Raw genomic sequence first — 26166 nt, 5'->3', positions numbered from 1 at the left:
CTAATGAAGGAGCAATTATTTATCAGATGCCGGACTCGCGTGTCGGACATCCAGTCCCCATGGCAGTGAAATCCCACTAACGGAATGCTTACATCGGGGCAAATACGGATATCACGCGCACTGATCGAAAACATCAAAAAACACTATTAGAGGTTATATCGCGTTGTCGCTACGCTTCATTTCACAAATGATGGAGACGCAGATGAACCAACGTGACGCCGCGGCGAACGGCACCGTATCCGCCGCACCAACCGCGCCAACTTTACCCGCCAGGCAGTCTTTCGACGCGTTGTCGCTGCGTGGCTGGCTCGCGCACCTGTCGGCAACGGGACGCCTCGCGACTATCGCAAAGCCAGTCGCGCTGAAACACGAACTCGCGGCCGTGGCGAAGCGGCTCGACGGCAAGCTGGCAGCGGTGTTCCTTGCACCCGGCGGTCACGACATGCCGGTGGTCAGCGGTTTCATGTCGAAGCGCGCCTGGATCGCGGAAGCAATGGGCGTGGCCGAGAAAGACCTGCTGAAACGTTTCCGCGACGCAGCGGATCATCCACTGCCGTGGAAGGAAGTTTCCGCAGGGGAAGCGGCCTGCCAGCAAGTCTTGCATACCACGGGCATCGACCTTCACGCGTTGCTGCCGATCCCCACGCATAGCGAACACGACAACGGCCCGTACATCACCGCGGGTCTCGTGATCGCGCGCAATCCGCGTACGGGCGTGCAGAATGTTTCGATCAATCGCATCCAGGTTCACGCCCGTGATCGCATGGCGATCCTGCTGCTGCCGCGCCATCTCTACGCCTTCCAGAAGATGGCTGAAGCGGCGGGCGATGCACTCGATATCGCAGTGGCGATTGGCGTCGATCCGCTGACCATGCTCGCGTCCCAAGCCATCTCCCCGATCGATTTCGACGAACTGGAAATTGCCGGCGCACTGCATGGCGCGCCATTGCCGGTCGTCAAATGCGTGACCAGCGAGGTTCGCGTGCCGGCGTTTGCGGAGATCGTGATCGAGGGCCGCATCCTGCCGGACGTGCGCGAAGCGGAAGGTCCGTTCGGTGAATTCCCGAAGTACTACAGCGCGCAGGAAGCGCGAGAAGTGATCGAGGTGACTGCTGTCACGCACCGGAAGAACCCGATTTATCACACCATCGTGCCGGCCGAAATGGAGCACTTGCTGCTCGGTGCGATTCCGCGCGAGGCGACGCTTTTATCGCATCTTCAGCGCAGTCATCCAGGCGTGACCGACGTGCATCTTTCGGTGGGCGGCGTGTGCCGTTATCACTTGTGGGTGCAGTTCGCGAAGAAGCGCGAGGGCGAGGCGAAGAACGTGATCCTGTGCGCGTTCGGTGCGCATTACGACATCAAGCAGGTCGTGGTGGTGGACACCGACGTGGACATCCATGATCCCGCGGAAATCGAATGGGCGATCGCGACGCGTTTCCAGGCCGACCGCGATCTCGTGCTGATAGAAGGCGCGCAGGGTTCGCCGCTGGACCCGTCGACAACGGTTGGTCATCCTGACGATGAACCGACGCATCTGCAGGGCATCAGCACGAAGATGGGCCTCGATGCCACGCGGCCGGTGGTCTATTCGGGGCATGTGTTTACCCGCGTGCGAATTCCGGGCTACGACGCAGTCGACCTCGACATGCTTGTCGCCGCCGACAACGCGGCCTTCGACACGTACCTGAGCGACCAGTAATGAGCGCCGATACAAAGCCGCGTCTGGTCGTCGGCATTTCAGGTGCGAGCGGCGCTGTCATCGGCGTGCGGCTGCTTGCTGCGCTGCGCCGTATCGGTACGCACGAGACGCATTTGATCGTGTCGGCGTCGGGTGCGGTGACGGCGGCGCAGGAGCTTGGGATCACGCGAACCGATCTCGAAACGCTCGCCGATGTCGTGCACAACGTACGCGACGTCGGCGCATCGATTGCCAGCGGTTCGTTCGTCACGAGCGGCATGGTCATTGCTCCCTGCTCCATGAAAACGCTGGCTGCGGTAGCGAACGGTTTCGCCGACAACCTGCTCACGCGCGCCGCCGACGTGATGCTGAAAGAGCGTCGCCGGCTGGTGCTGGTGGCGCGCGAAACGCCGCTCAATCTCGCGCACTTGCGCAACATGACGCTCGCGACCGAGATGGGCGCGATCGTGATGCCGCCGGTCCCGGCGTTCTATGCGCATCCGAAGACGATTGAAGACGTCGTAGACCATACCGTTGGCCGGATTCTCGATTTGTTCAGCATCGAGCACCGCGAAATAGCCCGGCGCTGGAGCGGTCTTGCCGACGAATTCGGCACACGGCGCAACGAAGGAGCCGACGAATGAATCAGCGCGAACAGGCCGGTCTTGCCGGTATCGACGCGCGCGCGTCTGAAGCGGTCGAACCGGCACGCGAGGTGTCGCAGAAGCGCTATGTCGGCCAGTCGCTGGAACGCCTCGAAGATCCGGCCATTCTGACTGGACGCGGCCGCTACGGCGACGACATCGGCGTGAAGCCGGGCACGCTGCAAGCAGCCGTCCTGCGCTCGCCTCACGCCCATGCCGAACTGGTCTCCATCGATACAACCGCCGCGCTCGCGTATGAAGGCGTGCGTGCGGTGTTGACGCGTGACGACCTTGCTGCGTGGTCGCGGCCGTTCGTGGTCGGTGTGAAATCGAAGATGGAGCAGTGGGCGCTCGCGACCGATCGCGTGCGCTACGTTGGCGAACCGGTCGCGGTGGTGATGGCCGAGTCGCGCGCGCTCGCCGAAGACGCGCTCGACCTGATCAAGGTGGAATACAGGACACTCGACCCGGTTACGTCCATACAAGGCGCTCTCAAGGACGATGGGCCCATCCTGCATCCGAACGTTCAGAGCAACGTGATCAGCGACCGCAGTTTCCGCTATGGCGAGCCCGAAGCGGCGTTCGAAAACGCACCTCATAGGGTGAAGATCGAGGCGCATTATCCGCGCAATACGTGTGCGCCGATCGAATGCGGCGTGGTCGTGGCCGAGTATCTTTCCGGCGACGAAGGTTACGACGTGACGTCCAATTTCATGGGGCCGTTCTCGCTGCACGCGGTGATGGCCCTCGCGCTGAACGTGCCGGCCAACCGTCTTCGTCATAAAGCACCGCGCGATTCCGGCGGGAGCTTCGGCGTGAAGCAGGCTGTGTTCCCGTACGTCGTGCTGATGTGCCTGGCCTCACGCAAGGCGAACGCGCCGGTCAAATACGTGGAAGACCGGCTCGAACATCTGAGCGCGGCGACCTCCGCCACGGCGCGGCTGACCACGCTCGAAGCGGCGGTGGACAACGACGGCCGGATCACCGCACTCAACTACGACCAGATCGAGGATTGCGGCGGTTATCTGCGCGCGCCGGAGCCGGCCACGTTTTATCGCATGCACGGGTGTTTAACGGGCGCGTATGCGATTCCCGGACTTCTGGTGCGGAACAGGGTTGTCCTGACCAACAAGACGCCCACGGGCCTCGTGCGCGGTTTTGGCGGGCCGCAGGTTTACTTCGCGCTCGAACGCCTGATGCAACGCATTGCGATCGAGTTGAACCTGGATGTGCTGGATGTTTATAGACGCAACTTCGTTCCCGCCAATGCCTTCCCGTATCGCGCGGCGGCGGGCGCGTTGCTGGACTCGGGTAACTATCAGGAAGCGTTGAAACGTTCGCTCGCCGAGGGCGGTTACGACGAACTGAAAGCGCGCCGCGACGCTGCACGCAAGGAAGGCCGTTTGTATGGCATCGGCTTCGCGGCGATTGTGGAGCCGTCGGTATCGAACATGGGATACATCACGACCGTGATGCCCGCCGAAGCACGCAAGAAAGCCGGCCCGAAGAGCGGCGCGATAGCGAGCGCGACAGTCAGCGTCGATCTGCTCGGCGGCGTGGTCGTGACGGTCGCGTCGACACCGGCGGGGCAGGGGCACATGACCGTGTGCGCGCAAGTGGTGGCGGATGTGCTCGGGATCGAGCCGCACGAGATCGTGGTGAACGTGGAGTTCGATACGCACAAGGACGCGTGGTCGGTGGCGGCAGGCAATTATTCGAGCCGCTTTGCCGGCGCGGTCGCGGGCACCGTGCATCTTGCGGCCATGCGGGTGCGGGACAAGCTCGCGCGCATTGTTTCATCGCAGCTGGCGTGCAAACCGGACGATATCCGTTTTGAAGGCGGCCGCATCTACAAAGCAGGCGACGAAACCAGCGCCATGCCCTTCGGCCGCGTCGCAAGTAATGCTCCGCATTGGGCGCCTGCATTGCTGCCTGAAGGCGAAGAACCGGGGTTGCGCGAGACCGTGTTCTGGACGCCGGAAAACATGGATGCGCCTGATGAGCAGGACCGCATCAATACATCGGCGGCTTATGGTTTTGCATTCGACATGTGCGGCGTGGAAGTGGACCGCGCAACGGGGCGCGTGCGCATCGACCGTTATGTGACTGCGCACGATGCCGGCACGCTGCTGAACCCCGCACTCGCCGACGGCCAGATTCGCGGTGCGTTTGCGCAGGGGCTCGGCGCGGCGCTGATGGAGGAGTTTCGTTATGGTGCCGACGGCAGTTTCCAGTCCGGGACGCTCGCCGATTACCTGATGCCGACCACGTGCGAAGTGCCCGATCCGGTGATCGTTCATCTGGAGACGCCATCGCCGTTTACCCCGCTCGGCGCCAAGGGTTTGGGCGAGGGCAACAACATGAGCACGCCGCCATGCGTGGCGAACGCAGTGGCCGATGCGCTTGGTGTCGACGACATTCGTTTGCCGCTGACGCCTTCAAAGGTGATGGGGCTGATCGGTATCGACGATCCGGAGCCTTCGCGGCCCGAGTTCCGCGAGACACAACAGAAGAAGCCGGTGCTGCCCGGCGCCAAGGCGCTGACCGCGCAAGGCAGCGTGGGTCTCGCTGCATCGCCGGAAGCGATATTCGCGGTGCTGCTCGATCCGAACGCACTCGCCAAGGTGATTCCCGGCTGTCACGCGCTTGAGGCGAGGGGCGAGAACGCGTATCGCGCGGATGTGACCGTGGGCGTCGGCATGATCAAGGCGCGTTTCGAAGCGGAGATCACGCTGTCCGATCTCGATCCGCCGCATCGGCTGCGTCTGGCCGGCGCGGGCATGTCGTCGCTTGGCAGCGCGCGTGGCAATGGCCTCGTGGAACTGATGCGTATCGATACCGGCACGCGCCTCACCTACGACTACGAGGCACAGGTCTCGGGCAAGGTCGCAGCCGTGGGCGGACGGATGCTCGAGGGCGCGGCCAAGGTCGTGCTGCGGCAATTGTTTGAATCATTGGGACGGCAGGCTGCGGGTAAGCCCGTGAAAACGGGTGGTTCGTGGCTCGGTCGACTCGTTGCTCGCTTCAGGAGGAAGTCATGAAACCGGCGCCATTCGATTATCTGCGCGCCGCCTCCACGCAAGACGCGCTCGATGCCCTGGCGCACGCTGGCGAAGACGCACGGGTCCTCGCGGGCGGCCAGTCGCTGATGGCCGTGCTCAACATGCGGCTTGCGCAGCCGCGGCTGCTGATCGATATCTCGCGAACCGAGGACCTCGATCGCGTGAGTGTTGACCGAGATCATCTCGTGGTGAGTGCGGCTGCCACGCAAGGCGGCGTGGAGTGGCGTGCGTCGCTGCAAAACGAAGTGCCGTTGCTCGCGCTCGCGTTCCCGCATATCTCGCACTTTCAGATCCGCAATCGCGGCACGATCTGCGGTTCGATCGCGCATGCCGATCCGAGCGCGGAGTTGCCGCTGGTGCTTTCGGTGCTGGGCGGCGACGTGATGTTGCGCTCGAAGAAACGCAAGCGCGTGCTTAAGGCCGAGGACTTTTTCCAGGGCATGTTGATGACCGCGCGCGAGCCCGACGAACTGGTCGAAGGCGTGCGGTTTCCGTTGAAACGGGCCGGCGAGCGATACGGCTTTACTGAATTTTCAGCACGCCACGGCGACTTCGCCATGGTCGCGTGCGCCACCGTGGTCACCGATACATCGATCAGGATGGCGGTCGGCGGCGTGGCGGACCGGCCAGTGGTCGAGCAATGGCCAAGACTGCACGGCGAGGACTTGCGCGGCGCACTGAATGATTTGAGCTGGAAGCTGAACGCGCAGGACGACTCGCATGTCAGCGCAACGTATAGACGCCATCTGGTGCGGCAACTCGGATGGTGCGTAATAGAGGAGGCGAAGTGAGCAAGACATCATCCACCACGCTGGACCGGGGCGAGCGCCGGCGCATTGCCTTGACGCTCAATGGACGGGAGCGCACGGGTTACTGCGAGTCGCGTGACCTGCTGTCCGACTTCGTGCGCCACGAACTGGGCGCGACCGGAACGCACGTGGGTTGCGAGCATGGCGTATGCGGCGCGTGCACGGTGCACGTGGACGGCGTGGCAGCACGGTCGTGCCTGATGCTGGCCGTGCAGGTGGAAGGACGCCATGTGGAGACGGTCGAAGGACTCGCGCCGGACCAGACGCTGGGCGATCTGCAGTGGGCATTCCAACGACATCATGCATTGCAGTGCGGCTTCTGTACGGCGGGCATCCTGATGTCGTGCGCGGACTACCTTAAACGGGTGCCTGATCCGACGGAAACACAAGTACGCGAGATGCTGTCGGGCCATCTGTGTCGATGTACTGGCTATACGTCGATCGTCGCGGCAGTGCTGGACGTAGCTGCTCAGCGTAACGAGAGCAGCAAGAAGGAGCCCGAACATGCTTGATCTCGGCCGCACCTTTTTGCAAAGCGTTGAACGAAGCCCCAACACGCTCGCTCTCGTCGATGGCGACGTGCGGCTGACTTATGCGCAATGGCACAGAACCATCCTGAACGTAACCGTTGGCTTGCGAGAGCTGGGTCTCGAGCGCGGCGACCGCTTGCTCGTGGTATTGCAAAACCGCTGGGAAATGGCAACGTTGCATTGGGCCTGCCAGTTCGCGGGCATCGTCATGACGCCGTTGAACTGGCGCGCGAAGCCAGAGGAACTCGATTATTGCGTGACCGATGCCGGCGCGAAGGCGGTCGTGTTCGAACCAGTTTCCGCAGACGCCGTGTACGCAAGCGCAGCGGCGCAGAAGCTGCCGCGTATCGCACTGGACGATGCACGCGGCACGACTTCATTCAACGCGCTATTGAGTGTGCATGCGGCAAGCGGCACAACGGAAGCCACCGCCGACGATGTCTCGCTGATCCTCTATACCTCCGGCACAACGGGCAAAGCGAAGGGTGTGCCGCGCAGGCATCGGCATGAACGCGCTGCTGCGCTCGCGCATGTTGCGCAGAACCTGTACCGCCACGGCGAACGCACGCTGGGTGTGATGCCGCTCTATCACACCATGGGCGTGCGCTCGCTGCTCGCCATGGCACTGGTCGACGGCTTGTTCGTGTGCGTGCGACGCTGGAACGCGGCTCAGGCGCTCGAATCGATCACGTCATTCGAACTCACGTGCCTCTATCTTGTGCCCACGCTCTATCACGACCTGCTGGCCGCGCCCGGCTTCGCTGACGCAAAGATAGCCTCGGTCACGAAGCTCGGCTTCGCAGGCGCGCCAATGAGCGACGGTTTGCTGAAGCGCCTGTCGGCCGCGTTCAAGCCTGAACTGTTCGTGAATCACTATGGATCGTCTGAGGTGTACACGTGCAGCATCGACCAGGACGCTACACGCAAACCCGGCAGCGCGGGACGCGCGGGTATCAACACACGGCTGCGCGTGGTGAGGCTGGATGCAACCTCGCCGGCCGATCTCGCGGCCGTGCACGAGGAAGGCCAGATCATTGCGGACCTGCTGGGCGACGAAGCATTCGAAGGCTACTGGAATCGTCCCGATGCAAATGCAAAATCATTGCGTGACGGCTGGTACCTCACCGGCGACACCGGTTTCTTCGACCAAGACGGTGACCTCTTCGTGAGCGGCCGCGTGGACGACATGATCATCAGCGGCGGCGAAAACATCTCACCGGTCGACATTGAATCGGTGCTCTCGCTGCATCCGGCCGTGGACGAAGTGGCCGTGGCGGGCGTGAAAGACGAACGCTGGGGCCAGCGCGTGGTCGCGTTCATCAAGCGCCGCGAATACGTCGATGCCAGCGCACTCGACGACTGGTGCCGCGAGTCGGACCTTGTGAATTTCAAACGGCCGCGCGACTACGTTTTTGTCGGGGACATTCCGAAGTCGCCAGTCGGAAAAATCCTGCGACGCAAATTATCTGCCGGTGAATACGACATCGACACCACGAACAACCATACCGAAACAACGAAGGAGTAACCGATGACTGATTTGACCCATCGCGGCCAGACGCTGTTGCAGGAACTGGACGGCTTCTCGATTGAAGTCGATGAAAAACGCGAACGCGCCGACATCGTTTTGCATCGCCCGCCGCTCAACGTCATTTCGATGCACGCACGCGACCAGTTGCGCGCGGCATTCGAAGCGCTCGACGAGGACGATCGCGTGCGCGTGATCGTGGTCCGCGCCAACGGCGAGCATTTTTCCAGCGGCGGTGACATCAAGGGTTTCCTTGAAGCATCGCCGGAGCATGTGTCGAAGCTTGCGTGGAATATCGCAGCGCCCGCGCGCTGCTCGAAGCCGGTGATCGCCGCGAATCGCGGCTTCTGTTTCGGCGTGGGATTCGAGTTGTCGCTGGCGTGCGATTTCCGCATCGCGACCGATACCACTTTCTACGCGCTGCCGGAACAAAAGCTCGGCCAGATTCCGGGCTCAGGCGGATCGGCGCGCTTGCAGAAGATGGTGGGGATCGGCAGGACCAAGGACATTGTGATGCGTTCGCGCCGGATCCCCGGCAAGCAGGCGTACGAATGGGGCATCGCGGTGGAGTGCGTCGCCGACGCGCAGCTCGAAGCCACGACCGATGCACTCGTCGATGAACTGCGCGCGTTCTCGCCTCTCGCGCAACGCACCGCAAAGAAGCTGCTCAACGACACGGAAGACGCGCCGCTCTCGATCGCTATAGAACTCGAAGGGCATTGTTATAGCCGGCTGCGCACATCGGACGATTTCCGCGAAGGCGTGGAAGCGTTTCACGGCAAACGCAAGCCAGTGTTTCGCGGCAGCTGAACGTCGCACCAGACAATACAAGAGCACGAAACTTAAACGTGGCTATAAACACGGGGCTGATCGACAGACAGCGCCGCGACTTTCAAGGAGATATAAATGTCCGTAACAGCTCAGGAAAGCGCCGCCGCGCCCGAAGTAAACACGCGACAGGTTATGGGTGCTGTGGTGGCCTCATGCCTGGGTTGGGCACTCGATCTATTCGATCTGTTTGTGCTGTTGTATGTTGCGCCCGTGGTTGGCCGGCTGTTCTTCCCGTCCCAGCACGCCATGCTTTCGCTGGCGGCGGTATACGCATCGTTCGCGGTGACCTTGCTGATGCGTCCGCTCGGCTCCGCGTGGTTCGGTTCCTACGCGGACCGTCACGGACGCAAGGGCGCAATGATCCTTGCGGTGGTCGGCGTGGGGATATCGACGGCGCTCTTTGGTGTCTTGCCTACGGTTGCGCAGGTCGGCCTCGTTGCACCAATCCTGTTCCTCATACTGCGGCTGGTGCAGGGCGTGTTCGTGGGCGGCGTGGTTGCGTCGACGCATACCATCGGGACGGAATCGGTTGCGCCGAAATATCGCGGCGCGGTTTCAGGTTTGATCGGCGGTGGCGGTGCAGGCCTCGGCGCACTGCTGGCTTCCATCGTATTCCTGACGATGTCATCAATCTTCCCGGGCGAGCTCTTCGACGTCTGGGGCTGGCGTTGCATGTTCTTCACTGGAATCATCAGTTCGGTGCTCGGGCTGTTTGTGTTCAATAGCCTCGAAGAGTCACCGCTGTGGAAAAAGCTCGCGGCGGAGAAGGCCGCGAAGGCGGCGAACCGCGATCCGTCCGTGCCGGTTGAAGTGATCCGCTCGCCAATCAAGACGCTGTTTTCGCGGGACTATCGCGGCATCCTGTTAGTCAACCTGCTGCTCACCATTGGCGGTGGCAGCGGTTATTACCTGACCTCGGGTTATCTGCCGACTTTCCTCAAAGTGGTCAGCCACGCGCCCAACGGCGCGGCTGCGGCCATCCTGATGATGGCAAGCGTGGGGGTGCTGCTTGCGTCGGTTGCAGCGGGGCATCTGAGCACGTTCATTGGGCGCAAGAGCGCGTTTATCTGGATCGGGCTGGTGCGCCTGATCGCGCTGCCGGCGCTGTTCCTGCTGTTGCCCACGGCGCAAAGTATCACGATGATCGGCGTCTACGCGGTCGTGTTGAGCGCGCTGGGCAGTGCGGGTTATGCGCCTCTCCTGATCTTCCTGAACGAACGTTTTCCGACCGCGATCCGCGCAACGGGGACGGGGCTTTCATGGAATATTGGCTTTGCGATCGGCGGCATGATGCCCACTGCCGTCTCGCTGGTGGCGAAGGACGCGAGCGAGTTGCCGATGACGCTTGCCATCTTCGTTGGCGTGATCAGCGTGATCTTTCTCGCGGGGGCGCTCATCGTCCCAGAGACGTTGGGCAGGCTTGAAAATCGTTCGGCGCGCGCAGGTTGAACGTCAGGTGTTACGAGGGAGTGGCTGTCGTGGTCACGCGACGGATGTTGTCGGTGATAATTTCAATGAGCGCATTCGTCGCGGCGCCGATCGGCCGCTTCGGATGACTTACGCACACGATATGCCGCACGATCCCCGGAGACACGATGCGGTACGCGCGCAATGTGCCGTCGTCCACTTTCCGCTGGACGACGACACGCGGCAGGATCGTAGCCACGTTGCTCTGTTCGACGAACTGCACGATCGTGTTCAGCAGGTCGATTTCAAACTTCGGCTTGATCACGATGTCCGCGTTGAGAAGCGCGGCGTCCAGCGCGCCGCGCAGACCATTGCGGCGCGTGGGCAGCACAAGCTCCAGATCGCCGAGTTCAGCCAGGTCGATGGTCTCCGGCATCGGCCGTCCGTGGACAACGCTCGTGACCAGCACCATCTCTTCGTCGAGCAAGGAGCGCGTATCCAGCGAAAGCCGTCCGCGCGGCTTGTTGATGATAGCGGCATCCAGGCGGCCGGCCTCGACCGCATCGATCAGTTGTGCGCTGAAGCCGTCGGCCACTGACACTTCCACTTGCGGAAACATTGCGTTGAAGGCGGCAAGCGACTCGGGCAACACGCTCTCCGCTTCCGACGACACCATGCCGAGCGTCACGCGCCCGGTGACGATTACGTCGCTGCGGCTCAGTTGCTTGCGCGCGTGCTCGATGTCGCGAATGATCGGCACGTAGAGCCGGTACATCAGGCGCGCGGCGTCGGTCGGCGTCATGCCGTGCGGTCCGCGTTCGAACAGCGGCTGATGAAGCTCGGCTTCGAGCTTCGATATCTGCATGCTGAGCGCAGGCTGCACGATGTTGAGCCGCTTCGCCGCACGCGTGACCGAGCCGTCTTCGAACAGCGCGATGAAATAGTGAATCTGCTTCAAATCCATGAACGGCCGGCCTGATCCAAAGGGGGAATGAGACCACAACCACTCGCCCGATGCCAGCGTGTTCGAGGTCACGATGGACGCGTGGAAACGCCCTGCGTATCTGATCCGCACTGATCCTCACGTCGGTTGAACGGATCACCGACAACTGCGCCACAACCTGACGGGAGAATGCAAGGGATTACCCCTATCGGCGCTAGTGGAATGCTTGTATATCGGACTTTTGCGAAATATACTTCGCTACATCGCGATTCTGCCTATTTTCTACAGCCGTTTTTCATGGATATCGACGCCATTCACAAGGCCCTGGCCAACCCGGTTCGACGCGAGATTCTCGTGTGGCTCAAGGAGCCGGAAGCCTACTTCAGCGAGCAGGAGTTTCCGCTGGCGAGTGGCGTGTGCGCGGGTCAGATCGACGCGCGTTGCGGCATGTCCCAATCCACGGTCTCGGCTCACTTGGCCACACTTCACAAAGCGGGTCTGGTGACGTCGAAACGGGTCGGGCAGTGGATATTTTTCAAGCGTGACGAAGCAGTCATCAAGGAGTTTCTCGATCAGCTTCGTAACGGTCTCTGACGCGTTCAGCCTGTTTCCATTGTGTTTTGGTTGCTGGATTTCCTTTCAACCTATTTAGGAATGCTTTCAAATGCCCAATCTTTTCGACCCGCTCAAAGCAGGTGCTTTTAATCTTCGCAACCGCATCATCATGGCGCCGCTGACGCGTCAGCGCGCAGGTGTTGAACGTGTGCCGAACGCATTGATGGCACAGTATTACGCCGACCGCGCAGCAGCCGGCATGATCCTGAGCGAAGCAACCTCCGTGATCCCGCAAGGCGTGGGTTACGCCGAAACGCCGGGAATCTGGTCGGACGAGCAGGTCGAAGGCTGGAAGCTTGTGACGAAGGCGGTCCATGACGCGGGCGGCACCATCCTGCTGCAACTGTGGCACGTCGGGCGTATCTCGGATCCAATCTTCCTCAATGGCGACCTGCCGGTTGCACCGAGCGCGATCGCGGCACAAGGGTACGTGAGCCTGGTGCGCCCGCAGCGCGAATACGTAACGCCGCGGGCACTCGAGCTCGACGAAATCGCGGGCGTGATTGCAGCATTCCGCAAGGGTGCCGAGAACGCGAAGCGCGCTGGTTTCGACGGCGTTGAAGTGCATGGCGCAAACGGCTATCTGCTCGACCAGTTCCTGCAGGACAGCACGAACAAGCGCACGGACATCTATGGCGGCCCGATCGAAAACCGCGCGCGCCTGATGCTTGAAGTCGTCGATACGTGTATTGAAGTATGGGGCGCTGATCGTGTGGGCATGCACCTCGCACCGCGTGCCGATTCGCACACAATGGGCGATAGCGATCGCGCAGCAACGTTTGGTTATGTCGCACGTGAGTTGGGCAAGCGCAAGATCGCTTTCATCGCTGCACGTGAGCGCGTTGGCGAAGATTCGATCGGACCGCAGTTGAAGAAGGTCTTTGGCGGGGTTTATATCGCGAACGAAAGGTTCACCAAGGAAAGTGCTCAGGCAGCGCTGGACCGCGGTGACGCAGACGCCGTCGCGTGGGGGCAGTTGTTTATCGCTAACCCGGATCTCGTGAAACGCTTCGAGAGCGATGCTGCCTTGAATGCGCCGATTAGCGAGACGTTCTACGCTCGCGGCGCGGAAGGGTATACCGACTACCCGACGCTCGAGACGATGGACTAAGCATCAGGGTTTTTGCTTTGGCAGCCGGTGGCTCTATATGGAGTCACCGGCTGTTTTGTTTTTAGCGCCTGACATAAGCATCGGGACAGCGGGCCTTCAAATACTTTGACGTATAGCTTTCCAGGATGTAATCGCACTTCGCATGCAGCTCTTCATGTTGTTGCGATTATTAATATGACTGCTACATTCAGTCGCTTAAAGTCCGTTTTATTACATTCGCCGTCGCCGTTGCCAGCAAACGCCTGCTAGCGCAAGCCCCGGGGGAAACATAAAGCGATTGCATTTGAAGTTTTCTCCCCTAGACTAATAACTCGCGATCTCGTGAGTAGTGTCTGGATTATTTCGATGCCTAAAATAAACATGCTCATAATTTATAAAGAAGCCGATCATGTATTTTCCGCATTGTTGCGAAATCCAATTGAAATGAAGCAGCCTGATTCATTGATAACAGGTCGCAACCGAAGACGCATAACCCGAAAATTCATTGCCGCTTTTTCCCAAAGGGACTGACGTTTTTCCCGACAACGTCGCTCTTGCAAGCAGTCGATCATTTCTGGAGGTGTTGGATGGCAAAATCTACAAAGGCGGGCTCGCAGGAGCAATCCAAGATTGCGGCGCTCAGCCCGTTCGAACTCAAGGACGAGTTGATCAAGGCCGCCGGCGGCGGAGCGGTCGAACGGCCCGCAAACGCGGCAATGCTGAATGCCGGCCGGGGCAACCCCAACTTCCTCGCAACTGTTCCGCGCCATGGCTTCTGGCAACTCGGCCTCTTCGCCATGCGCGAGTCGGAGCGCTCGTTTGCCCACATGCCCGAAGGGCTGGGTGGCTTTCCGAAGCACGAGGGGCTAGAAGAGCGCTTTGAAATATTCGCGCGCGACAACAAGGGCGTTCCCGGCATCGACTTCCTGCGCGGTGCGTTGTCGTATGTCCGCGATCAGCTTGGCCTTAACGGCGGCGAATTCCTGTATGAAATGTGCGAGGGTATTCTCGCCTCGAACTATCCAGTGCCGGACCGGATGCTGAAGTTGTCGGAAGTGATCGTCGCGCAGTATCTGAGGAAGGAGATGATTGGCAAGCGCCCGTTCATCGGCGACTTCGATGTCTTCGCGACCGAAGGCGGCACGGCCGCGATGACCTACATCTTCAACACGATGCGTGAGAATCACCTGATCAAACCGGGTGACACCATCGCGCTGGGCTCGCCTATTTTCACGCCGTATATAGAAATCCCGACGCTTAACGACTACCAGTTGAACGTGGTCAATCTCGACGCCGACGTGGAACGGGGCTGGCAATATTCGAAGCAGGAACTGGACAAGTTGCGCGATCCGAAAGTGAAGGCGTTTTTCCTCGTGAACCCGAGCAATCCGCCTTCGGTCAAGATCGATACCGAGAGCCTGGAGTACATCGCGCAGATCGTGAAAGAGCGGCCGGACCTGATCCTGCTCACCGATGACGTGTACGGCACCTTCGCCGACGACTTCGTCTCGCTGTTCGCGCTGTGCCCGAAGAACACTATCCTCGTGTACTCGTATTCGAAGTACTTCGGCGCGACCGGCTGGCGGCTCGGCACGATCGCGATGCACCGTGAGAATGTGATCGACGAGCTGATCCGCAAGCTGCCGAAGGAACAACGCCATGAACTGCACGAGCGTTATGAATCCATTACCACGGAGCCGGAGAACCTCAAGTTCATCGACCGCCTGGTGGCCGACAGCCGCACCGTCGCGTTGAATCACACTGCAGGCCTCTCCACGCCGCAGCAGGTGCAGATGGTGCTGTTCTCGCTCTTCTCGCTGATGGACACCCCAGAGGCCTACAAGAACGCGCTCAAGCGCCTGATTCGCGGCCGCAAGGACGCGTTGTATCGGGAGATAGGGATTACGTTCGACGACAGCGACGTGAACCAGGTCGACTACTACACCATCATCGACCTCGAATTCCTCGGCAATCGTGCGTATGGGCCGGAGTTCGTCGCGTGGCTCTTCGAGAACACCGAGCCGTCCGAGCTGCTGTTCCGGCTCGCGAAGGAAGCGCGTGTCGTGCTCTTGCCGGGACGCGGCTTCGGCACGCAACACCCGTCTGGCCGTGTGTCACTCGCCAATCTAAACGAGAGCGACTACAAGGCGATCGGCCGCGCGATGCGCAAGCTGATGGTGGAGTACGTCGAGCGCTACAACGCAGCCACGGGCAAGTCGCTCGATATAAACAAGGTGCTCTGAGACAGTAACAACGCTTCGAAAGAAGCGTCTGAACGAGCATCAAACGAAAAACGGGCCGCTGCTTCCAGCGGCCCGTTCTATCATCAAACGCCTGCTTTAGAACTTGTGACGAATACCCACGCGTGCAGCGATCTGATTGCTCGTACCGTTGCCCGACGTGCCGAAGTAGCTCGTGCTCGAACCGATCTGCGCCTGCACAGGAGTGGTTCCATTCTTACCCGACGCGTGTTGATAGATACCCAGCACGTAGACATCGGTACGCTTGCTCAGCGCGTAGTCCGCGCTTGCGTCGACCTGTTGCCACTTGCCTTGGGCCGAATCGGTCAGCTTCATGTACGTGTAGCCGAGGCCGCCGGTAATAGCCGGCGTGAACGCATACTTGCCGCCGATTTCATACGTGTTGAACTTCGACGTCGCGCCCGAGATCGCTTCAAAGCGCGTATTGGTCCAGAGAGCGAACACCGTAGCAGCGGCGAACTTGTAGTTTGCGCCAACGCCGAACGTGCGCAGATCCTTCGAGCCGCCCGTCGACACGTTCGCGATGCTCGTGCTGAATGCCGGCGTAGCGGAACCCGGGAAGTGGATGTCTGTATAAGCCGCGCCGATACCGAACGGGCCTGTCGCGTAGTTCACGCCGAAGCTGTAAGCGCGCGACGAACTCGAGGCGCTCGTGGTCGGCGCGCCGGCGAACGCGCCAGCCGCGTTCGAGAAGCCGTACATACCGCCGAACGTCACGCCGCTGAAGTTCGCGCTGCTGAACTTGACCGAGTTGTTGATACGGCTAGACGTAAGCTGGTCGACGTCGTTGATGTGGTATGCGTAGTTGCCTGCAACCGTCTGGCCGCCGATCGAATACGAAGCGCCGAGGTAGTCGGTCGAGAACGAGTATTGCCGGCCGAGGGTGACCGAGCCAATGTCCGTCTTCGAAATCCCCACGTACGCTTGCCGGCCGAATTCCGCGCCGCCCTGGCCGAGCGTGCCGTTGCCGCTGTTGAAGCCGTTCTCCAATGTGAAGATCGCCTTCAGTCCGCCGCCCAGGTCTTCCGCGCCGCGCAGGCCCCAACGGCTGCCTTGTGCCACGCCGTCGTCATACTTGAAATTCTTCGAGCTGCCGGTCGTGCCGACGGCGCTGTGGTTCACATAGCTGATACCTGCATCGATAAGGCCGTAGAGCGTGACGCTGCTTTGAGCTTGAGCAGAAGTAGCCGATGCGGCGAATGCCGCCATTGCGGAAGTGGCGAGCAGTGTTTTACGGTTCAAAACGTTCTCCCTAAGCGTGGGTGTGATTAAGTGATGCACGGCGTTGAACTCTTACGGTTCATAACTCGAGACGGGCGGACTTTAGCGAACACGTGTGTAAGGTAGATGACAGTTGTTTTTAAGCGACGGCTACAAGATATTTCTTCCGGCGCGTGTGGCTAGCGTTGCCAGCGAATGGACCAGCCGATGAAAAATGCCCGTCGACCGGGTCACGCAGAGCCGCTGCGCTATGCTGGCGACTCTTCATCTTCTAGCTAAGGACGATGCGATGAGCGAGAGCGTGATTGCGGAACTGGAAGGGCGGTTGCAGAAGGCCATGCTGGCATCGGACGTGGGTGTGCTCGACGCACTGCTCGCCGACGACCTCACGTTCGTCGATGCGACAGGCAAGGTGTGGAGCAAGGCCGACGACTTGAACGCGCATCGCTACGGGGTGCAGCGAATCGAGCGGCTGGAGATCAAGGAACAGACGGTACGTGTGTATGAGAAGAGCGCAGTGACGCTCACGCATGCGGCGCTGAGCGGCCAATTCGGTGGTGTACCGCTCTCAGGCAACCTTCGCTACACGCGCATGTGGGTCGAGACGGAAAGCGGCTGGCGGATCGTGGCCGCCCACTGCAGCGTGTTAGCCTTTTGAGGGCGTTGCACCATGCGGCTTGGCTATTTGTTCTTCGATAACGGCCGGAATCACGCTGCTTGCCGGCTGTGATTCGTCCACAGCGGTACGGCCGCCGTCTGTGAAGAACGCCTGTTCGGCGGCCTTGTTCAATACGAGAATGCTGATGCGCCGGTTGGTCGGTTCGTCGGCGACTGCTTTGTTCAGAGGCAATACATCGGCCAGTCCACGTACTTGCAAGATCTTACCTTCGCTCATGCCGCCCGCAATCAACGCGCGGCGTGCAGCGTTGGCGCGTTCGCTCGACAACTCCCAGTTCGAATAACCTGCTTCACCGCCGGAGTAGGGCACGGCGTCCGTATGCCCCGCGATGGACACGCGGTTGTCCACGTCGTTCAGCGATGCACCGATCTGCGAAAGGATGGTCACCACATAAGCTTCGAGCTTCGCGCTGCCCGAGGCGAACATGGGGCGCTTGAGCGAATCCACGATCTCGATACGCAAGCCTTCGCTCGTAATGTCGATTCGAATCTGATCCTTGTAAGCGCGCAGCGCCGGCGTGTGTTCGATCAACGCGCTGAGCTTTTGCTTGAGTTGCTGCAGGCGCTGCGCATCGTCTTCGGTTGCCGCGGTGGCGGCGGCCCGTACAGGAGTCTTCGGCAGCGGCTGAGCCTGGCTCTTGGTCGCTTCGCCGGGACGGGAACTGGAGAGATCGCGGCCGCCGCCATTGATCACGCTCGTGCGTGCAGCGCCGCTGCCGTCCTTGCCGCCGAAGATCGTCGAGAGGGGGGTGTTGAAGTAGTCTTCAATGCCCTGCTTGTCGTACTTCGAGGTCGAGCCGAGCAGCCACATGAGCAGGAAGAACGCCATCATGGCCGTGACGAAGTCGGCGTAGGCGATCTTCCATGCACCGCCATGATGGCCGCCGCCGTGGCCGGATTTCTTCTTGCGACGTACTACAACGGTTGGCGACAGGATCGACTGCATGGGGTCGCGATTCGGGGTGTCAGCCATGAGCGAACCTCGTACTAAGCGGCGTGATGTGCGCCGGGTGGTTGGGGCTCGTCACGCCGACTTCGGCTGCTTGGTGGCGCGGACGGCGTCGTCGAGTTCCTTGAAGGTCGGACGATCGGCGGTGAACAGCACCTTGCGCCCGAACTCGACGGCGATGGCCGGTGCATAACCGTTCATCGATGCAAGCAGTACGGACTTCACGCACTGGAACGGCTTGGCTTCCGCCTGGCCTTTTGCGGTCAGCAGATCGGCTAGCGGCCCGAAGAAACCATACGCGAGCAGGATGCCGAGAAACGTGCCGACCAGCGCGCCCGCGATCATTTCGCCGAGTACGGCGGGCGCGGCGCCGACCGAGCCCATGGTGTGCACGACGCCCATCACGGCCGCGACAATACCGAATGCGGGCAGGCCGTCGGCCATCTTCTGGATTGCGCCGGCCGCCAATGACGTTTCGGCATGATGCGTCTCAAGCTCTTCGTCCATCAGGTCCTGCAACTCGAGCGCGTTGATGTTGCCGCTCGACATCATGCGCAGATAGTCGACAATAAATTCCAGCAGATGGTGGTCGTTCAGCACGTGTTCGTACTTCTTGAATGTCGGGCTGTTCTCCGGCGCTTCAACATCCACTTCCAGCGCCATCATGCCTTCCTTGCGCGCCTTCTGAAGCAGCTCGTATAGCAGCGCGATGAGCTGCACGTACTTGTCCTTCGAATAACCGCCCGTCTTGAAAGCGTTCGGCATGACCTTGACTGTCTTCTTGAGCGTAGCGAGTGGATTCGAAACGACGAACGCGCCGACCGCCCCGCCGAAGATACACAGCAGTTCGAAGGGCTGGAACAGCGCCTTCAGATGGCCGCCTACGCCCATGAAGCTTCCGATCACCGACCCGATGACCACGACCCAGCCAATAACGACAAACATGCGCTCTCCGCCTGATTTTTGGTGCTTCCTTTGAATGAAGCTGTCTTAGAGCTTAACGGCAAGCGAACCCGCAGATTTAGGGTGGAGCGGAGGTATCTTTTCTTGATCGGTTTACATAGCACGGCAAAAATTACTTTCCAATCGGGGGCGATGCCTTCAATGGTGCTCACCGCATTGGTTGATCGATTCATCCGATCATTAAGTTCGATGATGCGATCCTCGCCTCTTCAGACGATTTGAGCTAACGGAAGAATGCCCTGACGCCCGTCCGTACACTGGTCCGGCGATTTTTATGGCTCGTCGAATTGGGCTCGAAAACGGTCACTGTTCGCTTTATTGAATCGTTTATCGAAACCGTAAAGTCTCGCCACGGGAAAGGATCCGGGACATGACGGAGAGGGGTGCAGTGAACACTGTCTTGAGCGCGGCAACGGCCGCAATGATCGCGTTGCTGGCAACGGATGTAGCCCACGCACAGGAGGTTTACGTGCAGGGCGGGACGCTGGGCGCGGGCATAGGCGCGGCATATTCCTTCAACTCATGGGTGGGCGCCCATGCGGAAGTGGAGGGCTTCGGCTTGTCGCATTCGTTCACGGCCAGCGGCAACAAATACGACGGCCATGTGAACCTGAGGCAAGGCGGTCTCTACCTTGACCTGTTTCCGTTTTCCACGAGCGGTTTTCGTGTCACGGGCGGCGCGTTGATCAACGGCGACAAACTGACCGCGCATGCAGTTCCCAACGCGGACGGCAACTACAAGATCGGCGATGACTACGTGCCGGCCGTTGGCCCTGCGCCGTCGGCAACAGTGCGCTTGCCGAGCGTGATGCCGTACCTTGGCGTGGGTTATGGTCACAAACCGCTGTCGAAGGGTTTTGGTTTCATGTTCGACCTTGGCGTGGCTTATGGCCGTCCCCGCGTTTCCTATTCCGTGCCGGCCATCTACAGCCAGCTCACGACGCAGGCGAATATTGACCAGGAGGAGCAAAACATCGCCAATCAAGTAGATCGGTATCGCTGGTATCCGGTAGTTCAGTTAGGCGTAACGTATCGTTTCTAAGGACGGTTGCGAGTTCGTCCGGGCCTACAAAATTTGAACCTCTGGCGCGCTTGATGCTCAATAGGGAACATGGTGGGCGATGTTTTATGCGCACCATAGCTCCCTTTCATCTACTACAGGCGAACCTTGGCGATGATTCAAACTTTCGAGCAAACCATCGACGGCAAGCCGGTGCAGTTCTGCGCAAGCATCGCAGACGGCGGCAGTCCGCAACGTGTCATCATCAGCCGCGCAGATTCGGCGAAGTCGCTTGTGATTGTCGAGGCGTCGGGGATTATCGGCGCGATCAAGGCTGAGATCGAAGCACCGGAAACTTTTGTCGCCAATGCAGTGCGCAAGGCGCAACAGGAAGGGCTGATCGAACGCGCGCTTGCAACGGGCGAAGTGCTGATTGCGGCGCTCTGATTTCGTACCGCACCCTCTCAGAAAAAATGCCCGCCCGGGTTAAAGCAGGCGGGCATTTTTTCTAGTGATTTCTAGTGGGTTTCTAGTGGTTAACAGCCTCAGCCTCAGGCAATTTCAGGCAACGTCAGATTCAAAGACGCGACTATCAATAGTCATGCAACGAGCGTTCCTGACACGCTCCATGATCTCAGTGCTGTGTCCCCTTGCTGCACTCAACTGAAACCGGCTTACGCGCGTTATCTCCCTTTGCCCGCTTGCTCTCGACCACCCGTCGCGCCATCACCGCTGCGAACAACAGCAACGCCACCGATACCCCCGCCGACGCTTTCACGCCCGTCACGATCTGCGCGCTGTCCCCACCCGCCGCGTGACTTGCCAGCGCGCCGAACGCAGCGACACCGATCGCACCGGCCGCTTGCCGCGCGGTGTTCAGCACCGCCGACGCCGTGCCTGCGCGTTCAGGGTCAACGGTGCCCAATACGGCGGTTGTCATCGCGGGAACGCCGAGTCCCATGCCGGTCGGGATCAACAGGAAGGGCAACAGCAACGCGACTACAGGCGTAGACGCATTGACGAACAGCAGCGCGGCAAAACCTGCTGCATCGACCAATGCGCCGACGATCATCGGCAAACGTGAGCCGAAGCGCGCAACGACGACTCCGCTAGCCAGGTTCGACAACAGGAAACCCCCCGTGAGCGGCAGGAAAGCTAGTCCGGCTTCCAGCGGCGTATGGCCAAGCACGCGCTGCAAGTACAGGCTCAGCACGAACACCATTCCGTAGTACGTAAGATTCACGCAGATTCCGAACACGATAGCCGAATTGAACGTGCGATTACGAAACAGCGCGGGCGGAAGTATGGGCGCGGACGCGCGCCGCTCGATCAGCACGAATCCCGATGCTGCCAGAAGCGCCGCGACAATCCCGCCGATGACCAGTGGATGCATCAGTCCCAGCGGCCGGAGTTCGATCATGGCGCCCACGAAGGCGGTCAGTGCAATGGTCGCGAGTGCCTGCCTGGGCAAGTCGATACCGCGTGCTTTTTTCTCCGGTTTTTTATCGACGATCCATAAGTATGTTGCCACGATGCCCGCCACGCATAACGGCACGTTGACCCAGAAGATGCTGCGCCAGCCGAACGCCGCAATCAGCAGGCCACCGACGATCGGCCCCGCGGCAATCGACACCGCGCCCGCTGCCGTCCACAAGCCCACGGCACGCGCCCGCAGCCCGTCGTCATGGCCGCAGGACTGGTTGAGCAGCACCAGGGAGTTGGGCAGCATCGCGGCGGCGCCAATGCCCTGCAATGCGCGCGCCGCGACCAGTTGTGTCGCATCCATTGCAAAGCCGCAAGCAGCGGACGCGAGCGCGAACAGAACCAAGCCCGCAACGAACAAGCGCCGCGCGCCGAAGCGGTCGCCGAGCACGCCCGCCGAGAGCATCAGCGCGGCGAATGCGAGCGCGTAGGCGTCCACCGTCCACTGCAGGCCGGCCACGCTTGCGTGCAGGTCGCGCCCGATGCTCGCGAGCGCCACGTTGACGATGGTGACATCGAGTTGAGAGACCACGAAACCCATGCTGGCCGTGGTGACGATCAGCGTCTGACGTGTACTCAGTCCGGCGCGTGAGGAGGAAAGGTTCGAGTTCATGAAGACCAGCTTATCGACACGAACCGTTCGACGTTTCCGTGCTTCGTGAAATATGCATGCACCGCGGAGAGCGGCCCTACAACGCCTATCTGAAATGGTCCGGTTCCGCCACGTGTCGGCACACACAGTGACTTCGCGCGACAAATTGAAAGCATTTGTGACGGTGTGGAGAACGTATTTAAGAGTTTTCCGATGGATCAAGTGAGTGTCGCTCTGGAGAATTCGCGCGTATCAAGTGGTCTCGTGAAGCGTCATGAGACCTTCTTTGGTGCCTTCAATGACGTCTCGCAATACGCCCCGAAGTCACCGTTTGCAGGTTCACCGGTCCCGTTATCATGCGCGTCGCAATTCTTCAATCCGATCCCCAGCATCGTTTCGTCATCGGCGAAATCATCGAACGGCTTGGCCATGTCTGCATTCCCTTCAGCGACGGTTTATCGATGTCGAAATCGCTGTCCCGTTCCACTGTCGACATGCTGGTTCTCGACTGGCACTCCGCCGGTTTGTCCGGGCTCGATCTGCTCAAGTCGATGCGCTCCGGCGAGTTTGGCGCACGCGTGGCCGCGTTGTTGTGGCGCGCCTATCCGGCGAACACCGCCGCTATCACTGAGCTGGGTCCATATCGCTTCGATTCGCGGCAGCAGAGCGTGACGGTACGCGGCCAACCCGTGCAACTGAGCGGCACGCAGTTCCGGCTGGCGCTCCTGTTTTTCTCGAACATTGGCCGGGTCTTGTCGCGCGATCACATCTTAGCAATGGTCTGGGGACGCGAGTTTCGTGAGACCACGCGAACCATCGACAGCCATGTCTCACGCTTGAGGCTTGCACTGACCATCGAGCCGATCAACCACTTTCGCTTGCAACCCGTGTATAAGAGCGGTTATCGCCTGTTGCACTTGTATGGCGACAGTGCGGTTGAAGCACATATGCAAGAAGAAGCCACTGCATGATGTGTGGCATGCGTACCGTTCAAGACTGAAAAAGCTGTCGCAAGACGGCTTTTTCGTTTGTGCCCGGAGAGGTGGTTTTCGTCGCGACCCCTCAAATGGTCCAGATAGTTAATTTATTCGCGTCGATGGAAAACCGGTGCGACGTGTCAGTCTTAAGACGTGGGTCGTCACTGGGAATATCGAACGTTAGGCCGAGGATTTTCAGCCGCGCATAACGCTCCCCGCGCCGCAATTCAATACCTTCCACCATGCCCTCGAACAGACCCTCATCGGATGGCGTGATCGCAAGCGCCGGCAACCGCCACATCACGGTTTGTCCTATGGAACGTTCAACATTCCCCGCTGCCGTCAAACATAACTCTCCGCCCAGTTTGACCCTGTTTGCATCGACTACTCGGCCTTGCCCGACATTGTGCAAGCCAAGCAATTGCGCAACACGCATTGAGGCGGGGCGTTCGAATACCTCGTTGACCGGCCCCGCCTGAAGCACACGGCCATGCTCGATGAGCAAGACTTCGTCGGCGAGAAGCGCGGCTTCATCGGGATCATGCGTGACGATCACCGTGACCGCCGATATCTCACGCTGCAACGCGCGCAGCGATTGCTGAAGACGACGACGGCGCGGTGTGTCGAGTGCGGCGAACGGTTCGTCGAAGAGCAGCAACTGGCTATGCTGCGTGAGTGCGCGAGCGAGCGCCACGCGCTGGCGCTGACCGAACGAGAGCTCCCGTGGCAAGCGGCCAAGCAGCGTGGAGAGGCCGAGTTGATCGACCCATAAGCGCGCGCTGGCAGCATCCGCGTTCAGCGGAAACGCCAGTTGCCGGGCGACCGTCATATGTGGGAACAAACCGTAGTCCTGCGGCATGTAACCGATCCTGCGGTCCTCTGGAGGCAGATCGTCAAGCCGGGTCGCCCCAACCAATACGGTAGCCGTCTGTCCTGTCTCAAGCCCGGCGATCAGGCGCAAAGTCAGCGACTTGCCCGACCCTGACGTGCCGATGATTGCAAGACGCCGTGTTTGCGGTGCCCATTCGATGTCGAGATCGAAACCGCCCAGGTTCTTTTTCAACGCGATGCTCAGGCGACGGTCATCCTCCTCCAGGACCGGAGCCGCGTGGATGTCGTCGTCGGTATCATCTCCATTGACGAGTTCCGTGCTTGATGAAGCACGCCCGCTGCGGCTATAAATTGACAGCGCCGCACAAGCTATGGCGATGGCGAGCGTGGGCAGCAGCAAGGGCATCATTGCCGGCAACCCCTGGCCGCCGAACACGACGTAGGTATAGACCGGCAACGAGTAGGGGTGGTACGCGACCATCACCGTGGCGCCGAATTCACCGAATGCGCGCAGCCATGCCAGCGCCAGCCCGGCGCTGATCGCAGGCCATGCAACGGGCAGGCTGACGCAAAAGAACCGGCTGCCGGCATGGTGGCCCAGCGTAGCGGCCACGTCTTCGAACATCGGATCGACGGCAGCGAATGCGGAGCGCGCAGCGATGATCAGGAACGGCGCCGCGACGAACGTTTCAGCCAGCACGATGCCGGCGAACGAGTCGGTCAGCGCGCCGCCGGTCAGTTGTCCGACCCAGCTATAGGGACCAAGAAGAAACAGCAGCAATACGCCGCTCGTCAGCGGCGGCAAGGCGAGCGGCAATTGCACGACAAAGCCGAGCAACGCCGCCTTGCGCGAATTCGACCGGGCGAGCAGATAACCCAGCGGCACGCCGCCCAACAAAATGACGAGCGACGCGACACTTGCGCTGCCCGCCGACACGGCCACCGCCGACAGCGTTGTAGTCCAGTCGACCCCGTGCCAGTCCGCCGCGCCCACTTGCGGAATGCTCGCGACGAACGGGGCGCACAAGTAGATTGCGAGCAACGCTGCGAGCCACAGCAACGGTCGCGCAGCGGTCCGTTTCATCGAGTAGCGTCGATCACAGCCTGGAGGGACGGCGGCACCGCCTGGGCGTTACCGGTGATCGCGGGTTTGATTACATCGACACCATGTTCCTTGAGCAGTTCGCGACCCTTTGCGCTAAGCAGGAAGTCGACGAAGCGTGTTGCACCCGGCGAGTTCGCTGCATCGCCAAGAATGGTGAGCGTGTAGCTTGCCTTGGCTTGCAATTCTGGCGCGGGGCGAATCGATGGAATCTTCAGGTCGGAGGTCTCTGTCGAATAGAAAAAGCCAGCGTCGAGTTGCCCGGATTGCAAACGTCCTACCAGGGTTTCTTCAGGCAAGACCTGATCCGGATTTTCGGCAGCGCCCAAGGTCTTTTCAACCAGATCCGGCTGGTGATAAAGGTCGGCCGCCTTGGTCACCATCTCGACTGTGAACGCGCCTTTCGGGTCCAGCTTGGGATCGGTCCGGCCGATGCGAATACCCGGCTCCTGCAAGACCTTATCCCAGCGCTTCGTCTTGAAGTCAGCGGCAAATTTGCTGCGCGGGTTATAGCCGATCATCAGCGGAGATTCGGCGAAGGTGACATACCACGTGACATGGTCGCCGTTGGCCGCGCCCATCAAGCCCGTATTGACTTTCGGGCTCGCGCTGATGAACACATCGCCGCGCCGCAACTTCCCTTTGATCTCGTTGGCGATCTTGTTCGATCCCGCCGCATAACCCTGGAAATGCAAGCCGGTTTCTTTTTCGAAAGCGGGGCCGACGCTACGCTCCATCAAATTGACGAGCGAGCCGGCATACAGCACGTTTACGGCGTTTTCATCCGCCGCGGCAGCATGGCTTAGCAGCCCGCTAGCCAGGACCGCAACCGACACCATCACCTTACGGATCATCTGATTCTCCACGTTGATTAAAGGCGCAATAAAGGCCGCTATATTACGCTGAGACTTAGTACTTCCGTTAACCCCGGCATCAGGTTTTGCCTCGCTTGAGGGCTGTAGTGCCGTTAAAC

At 60.4% G+C, this 26166-nt stretch carries 22 protein-coding genes; 15 read left to right on the top strand and 7 right to left on the bottom strand.

The window, feature by feature from the left end; genetic code table 11:
* Positions 1 to 190 precede the first annotated feature (190 nt).
* The 8 genes from M0D69_RS15315 (at position 191) to M0D69_RS15280 (ending at position 10531) form a co-directional block, all read left to right on the top strand.
* Entirely contained in the window at positions 191 to 1702 is a 1512-nt protein-coding gene (locus tag M0D69_RS15315; RefSeq protein WP_301782830.1) for a UbiD family decarboxylase, read from the top strand.
* Complete coding sequence (locus tag M0D69_RS15310) at positions 1702 to 2325, top strand: UbiX family flavin prenyltransferase (RefSeq protein ID WP_301782805.1); 624 nt, start codon at positions 1702 to 1704, stop codon at positions 2323 to 2325. Before M0D69_RS15315 ends, M0D69_RS15310 begins: the two co-directional genes overlap by 1 nt.
* Positions 2322 to 5366, top strand: coding sequence for a molybdopterin cofactor-binding domain-containing protein (locus tag M0D69_RS15305; protein ID WP_301782804.1), 3045 nt, complete (start codon positions 2322 to 2324; stop codon positions 5364 to 5366). The genes M0D69_RS15310 and M0D69_RS15305 overlap by 4 nt, the downstream gene beginning before the upstream one ends.
* The gene (locus tag M0D69_RS15300; protein WP_301782803.1) at positions 5363 to 6178 is read left to right on the top strand and encodes a xanthine dehydrogenase family protein subunit M; all 816 of its coding nucleotides are present in this window, start codon (positions 5363 to 5365) and stop codon (positions 6176 to 6178) included. The genes M0D69_RS15305 and M0D69_RS15300 overlap by 4 nt, the downstream gene beginning before the upstream one ends.
* Positions 6175 to 6708, top strand: a complete 534-nt coding sequence (locus tag M0D69_RS15295) for a (2Fe-2S)-binding protein (protein ID WP_301782802.1) — start codon at positions 6175 to 6177, stop codon at positions 6706 to 6708. The genes M0D69_RS15300 and M0D69_RS15295 overlap by 4 nt, the downstream gene beginning before the upstream one ends.
* Positions 6701 to 8251, top strand: coding sequence for an AMP-binding protein (locus tag M0D69_RS15290; RefSeq protein WP_301782801.1), 1551 nt, complete (start codon positions 6701 to 6703; stop codon positions 8249 to 8251). The genes M0D69_RS15295 and M0D69_RS15290 overlap by 8 nt, the downstream gene beginning before the upstream one ends.
* Positions 8252 to 8254: 3 nt before the next feature.
* Positions 8255 to 9061 (top strand): enoyl-CoA hydratase/isomerase family protein, encoded by an 807-nt coding sequence (locus M0D69_RS15285; RefSeq protein ID WP_301782800.1) that lies wholly within the window; start codon positions 8255 to 8257, stop codon positions 9059 to 9061.
* A gap of 96 nt (positions 9062 to 9157) precedes the next feature.
* A complete protein-coding gene (locus M0D69_RS15280) occupies positions 9158 to 10531 on the top strand; it encodes an MFS transporter (RefSeq protein ID WP_301782799.1) in 1374 nt (457 codons plus the stop codon).
* Positions 10532 to 10541: 10 nt separating this feature from the next.
* On the opposite strand, the gene M0D69_RS15275 is transcribed toward M0D69_RS15280, so the two are convergent.
* Positions 10542 to 11453 (bottom strand): LysR family transcriptional regulator, encoded by a 912-nt coding sequence (locus tag M0D69_RS15275; protein WP_301782829.1) that lies wholly within the window; start codon positions 11451 to 11453, stop codon positions 10542 to 10544.
* A 276-nt stretch (positions 11454 to 11729) separates the two neighbouring features.
* On the opposite strand from M0D69_RS15275, the gene M0D69_RS15270 reads away from it, so the two are divergent.
* The 3 genes from M0D69_RS15270 (at position 11730) to M0D69_RS15260 (ending at position 15380) form a co-directional block, all read left to right on the top strand.
* Positions 11730 to 12026: a helix-turn-helix transcriptional regulator gene (locus M0D69_RS15270; protein WP_122180354.1), complete on the top strand. Its 297-nt coding sequence runs from the start codon at positions 11730 to 11732 to the stop codon at positions 12024 to 12026.
* Positions 12027 to 12096: 70 nt separating this feature from the next.
* Complete coding sequence (locus M0D69_RS15265) at positions 12097 to 13158, top strand: alkene reductase (RefSeq protein WP_301782798.1); 1062 nt, start codon at positions 12097 to 12099, stop codon at positions 13156 to 13158.
* A gap of 566 nt (positions 13159 to 13724) precedes the next feature.
* Positions 13725 to 15380 (top strand): bifunctional aspartate transaminase/aspartate 4-decarboxylase, encoded by a 1656-nt coding sequence (locus M0D69_RS15260; protein WP_301782797.1) that lies wholly within the window; start codon positions 13725 to 13727, stop codon positions 15378 to 15380.
* 96 nt (positions 15381 to 15476) lie between these two features.
* On the opposite strand, the gene M0D69_RS15255 is transcribed toward M0D69_RS15260, so the two are convergent.
* On the bottom strand, positions 15477 to 16607 hold the full coding sequence (locus M0D69_RS15255) for a porin (protein ID WP_301782828.1): 1131 nt from the start codon (positions 16605 to 16607) through the stop codon (positions 15477 to 15479).
* Between the two features lie 301 nt (positions 16608 to 16908).
* Between M0D69_RS15255 and M0D69_RS15250 the strand changes: the two genes are divergently transcribed.
* Complete coding sequence (locus M0D69_RS15250) at positions 16909 to 17277, top strand: nuclear transport factor 2 family protein (protein WP_301782796.1); 369 nt, start codon at positions 16909 to 16911, stop codon at positions 17275 to 17277.
* Here M0D69_RS15250 and motB read toward each other — a convergent pair.
* Together motB and motA are read right to left on the bottom strand one after the other, a co-directional pair.
* Entirely contained in the window at positions 17266 to 18270 is a 1005-nt protein-coding gene (gene motB / locus M0D69_RS15245; RefSeq protein ID WP_301782795.1) for a flagellar motor protein MotB, read from the bottom strand. The two genes, M0D69_RS15250 and motB, sit on opposite strands and share 12 nt — an antisense overlap.
* A gap of 51 nt (positions 18271 to 18321) precedes the next feature.
* Positions 18322 to 19191, bottom strand: coding sequence for a flagellar motor stator protein MotA (gene motA / locus M0D69_RS15240; RefSeq protein ID WP_301782794.1), 870 nt, complete (start codon positions 19189 to 19191; stop codon positions 18322 to 18324).
* A gap of 388 nt (positions 19192 to 19579) precedes the next feature.
* Between motA and M0D69_RS15235 the strand changes: the two genes are divergently transcribed.
* Together M0D69_RS15235 and M0D69_RS15230 are read left to right on the top strand one after the other, a co-directional pair.
* Complete coding sequence (locus M0D69_RS15235) at positions 19580 to 20251, top strand: hypothetical protein (protein ID WP_301782793.1); 672 nt, start codon at positions 19580 to 19582, stop codon at positions 20249 to 20251.
* Between the two features lie 132 nt (positions 20252 to 20383).
* A complete protein-coding gene (locus M0D69_RS15230) occupies positions 20384 to 20656 on the top strand; it encodes a hypothetical protein (RefSeq protein WP_301782792.1) in 273 nt (90 codons plus the stop codon).
* Between the two features lie 187 nt (positions 20657 to 20843).
* Here the strand turns inward: M0D69_RS15230 and M0D69_RS15225 are convergent, their stop codons facing one another.
* On the bottom strand, positions 20844 to 22304 hold the full coding sequence (locus tag M0D69_RS15225) for an MFS transporter (protein ID WP_301782791.1): 1461 nt from the start codon (positions 22302 to 22304) through the stop codon (positions 20844 to 20846).
* 335 nt (positions 22305 to 22639) lie between these two features.
* Between M0D69_RS15225 and M0D69_RS15220 the strand changes: the two genes are divergently transcribed.
* On the top strand, positions 22640 to 23254 hold the full coding sequence (locus M0D69_RS15220) for a response regulator transcription factor (RefSeq protein ID WP_301782790.1): 615 nt from the start codon (positions 22640 to 22642) through the stop codon (positions 23252 to 23254).
* 91 nt (positions 23255 to 23345) lie between these two features.
* Here the strand turns inward: M0D69_RS15220 and M0D69_RS15215 are convergent, their stop codons facing one another.
* Positions 23346 to 25175, bottom strand: a complete 1830-nt coding sequence (locus M0D69_RS15215) for an ATP-binding cassette domain-containing protein (protein WP_301782789.1) — start codon at positions 25173 to 25175, stop codon at positions 23346 to 23348.
* Positions 25172 to 26047, bottom strand: coding sequence for an extracellular solute-binding protein (locus M0D69_RS15210; protein WP_301782788.1), 876 nt, complete (start codon positions 26045 to 26047; stop codon positions 25172 to 25174). Before M0D69_RS15210 ends, M0D69_RS15215 begins: the two co-directional genes overlap by 4 nt.
* Positions 26048 to 26166 lie beyond the last annotated feature (119 nt).

The organism is Caballeronia sp. SEWSISQ10-4 2 (genome assembly GCF_030464885.1).
Taxonomy (GTDB): Bacteria; Pseudomonadota; Gammaproteobacteria; order Burkholderiales; family Burkholderiaceae; genus Caballeronia.
This window is presented reverse-complemented; position numbering and strand designations above follow the sequence as displayed.

Coding starts and splice junctions, on each gene's coding strand:
- M0D69_RS15315 (WP_301782830.1), top strand. CDS start 191: ATGGAGACGCAGATGAACCAACGTGACGCCGCGGCGAACGGCACCGTA.
- M0D69_RS15310 (WP_301782805.1), top strand. CDS start 1,702: ATGAGCGCCGATACAAAGCCGCGTCTGGTCGTCGGCATTTCAGGTGCG.
- M0D69_RS15305 (WP_301782804.1), top strand. CDS start 2,322: ATGAATCAGCGCGAACAGGCCGGTCTTGCCGGTATCGACGCGCGCGCG.
- M0D69_RS15300 (WP_301782803.1), top strand. CDS start 5,363: ATGAAACCGGCGCCATTCGATTATCTGCGCGCCGCCTCCACGCAAGAC.
- M0D69_RS15290 (WP_301782801.1), top strand. CDS start 6,701: ATGCTTGATCTCGGCCGCACCTTTTTGCAAAGCGTTGAACGAAGCCCC.
- M0D69_RS15285 (WP_301782800.1), top strand. CDS start 8,255: ATGACTGATTTGACCCATCGCGGCCAGACGCTGTTGCAGGAACTGGAC.
- M0D69_RS15280 (WP_301782799.1), top strand. CDS start 9,158: ATGTCCGTAACAGCTCAGGAAAGCGCCGCCGCGCCCGAAGTAAACACG.
- M0D69_RS15275 (WP_301782829.1), bottom strand. CDS start 11,453: ATGGATTTGAAGCAGATTCACTATTTCATCGCGCTGTTCGAAGACGGC.
- M0D69_RS15270 (WP_122180354.1), top strand. CDS start 11,730: ATGGATATCGACGCCATTCACAAGGCCCTGGCCAACCCGGTTCGACGC.
- M0D69_RS15265 (WP_301782798.1), top strand. CDS start 12,097: ATGCCCAATCTTTTCGACCCGCTCAAAGCAGGTGCTTTTAATCTTCGC.
- M0D69_RS15260 (WP_301782797.1), top strand. CDS start 13,725: ATGGCAAAATCTACAAAGGCGGGCTCGCAGGAGCAATCCAAGATTGCG.
- M0D69_RS15255 (WP_301782828.1), bottom strand. CDS start 16,607: ATGGCGGCATTCGCCGCATCGGCTACTTCTGCTCAAGCTCAAAGCAGC.
- M0D69_RS15250 (WP_301782796.1), top strand. CDS start 16,909: ATGAGCGAGAGCGTGATTGCGGAACTGGAAGGGCGGTTGCAGAAGGCC.
- motB (WP_301782795.1), bottom strand. CDS start 18,270: ATGGCTGACACCCCGAATCGCGACCCCATGCAGTCGATCCTGTCGCCA.
- motA (WP_301782794.1), bottom strand. CDS start 19,191: ATGTTTGTCGTTATTGGCTGGGTCGTGGTCATCGGGTCGGTGATCGGA.
- M0D69_RS15235 (WP_301782793.1), top strand. CDS start 19,580: ATGACGGAGAGGGGTGCAGTGAACACTGTCTTGAGCGCGGCAACGGCC.
- M0D69_RS15230 (WP_301782792.1), top strand. CDS start 20,384: ATGATTCAAACTTTCGAGCAAACCATCGACGGCAAGCCGGTGCAGTTC.
- M0D69_RS15225 (WP_301782791.1), bottom strand. CDS start 22,304: ATGAACTCGAACCTTTCCTCCTCACGCGCCGGACTGAGTACACGTCAG.
- M0D69_RS15220 (WP_301782790.1), top strand. CDS start 22,640: ATGCGCGTCGCAATTCTTCAATCCGATCCCCAGCATCGTTTCGTCATC.
- M0D69_RS15215 (WP_301782789.1), bottom strand. CDS start 25,175: ATGAAACGGACCGCTGCGCGACCGTTGCTGTGGCTCGCAGCGTTGCTC.
- M0D69_RS15210 (WP_301782788.1), bottom strand. CDS start 26,047: ATGATCCGTAAGGTGATGGTGTCGGTTGCGGTCCTGGCTAGCGGGCTG.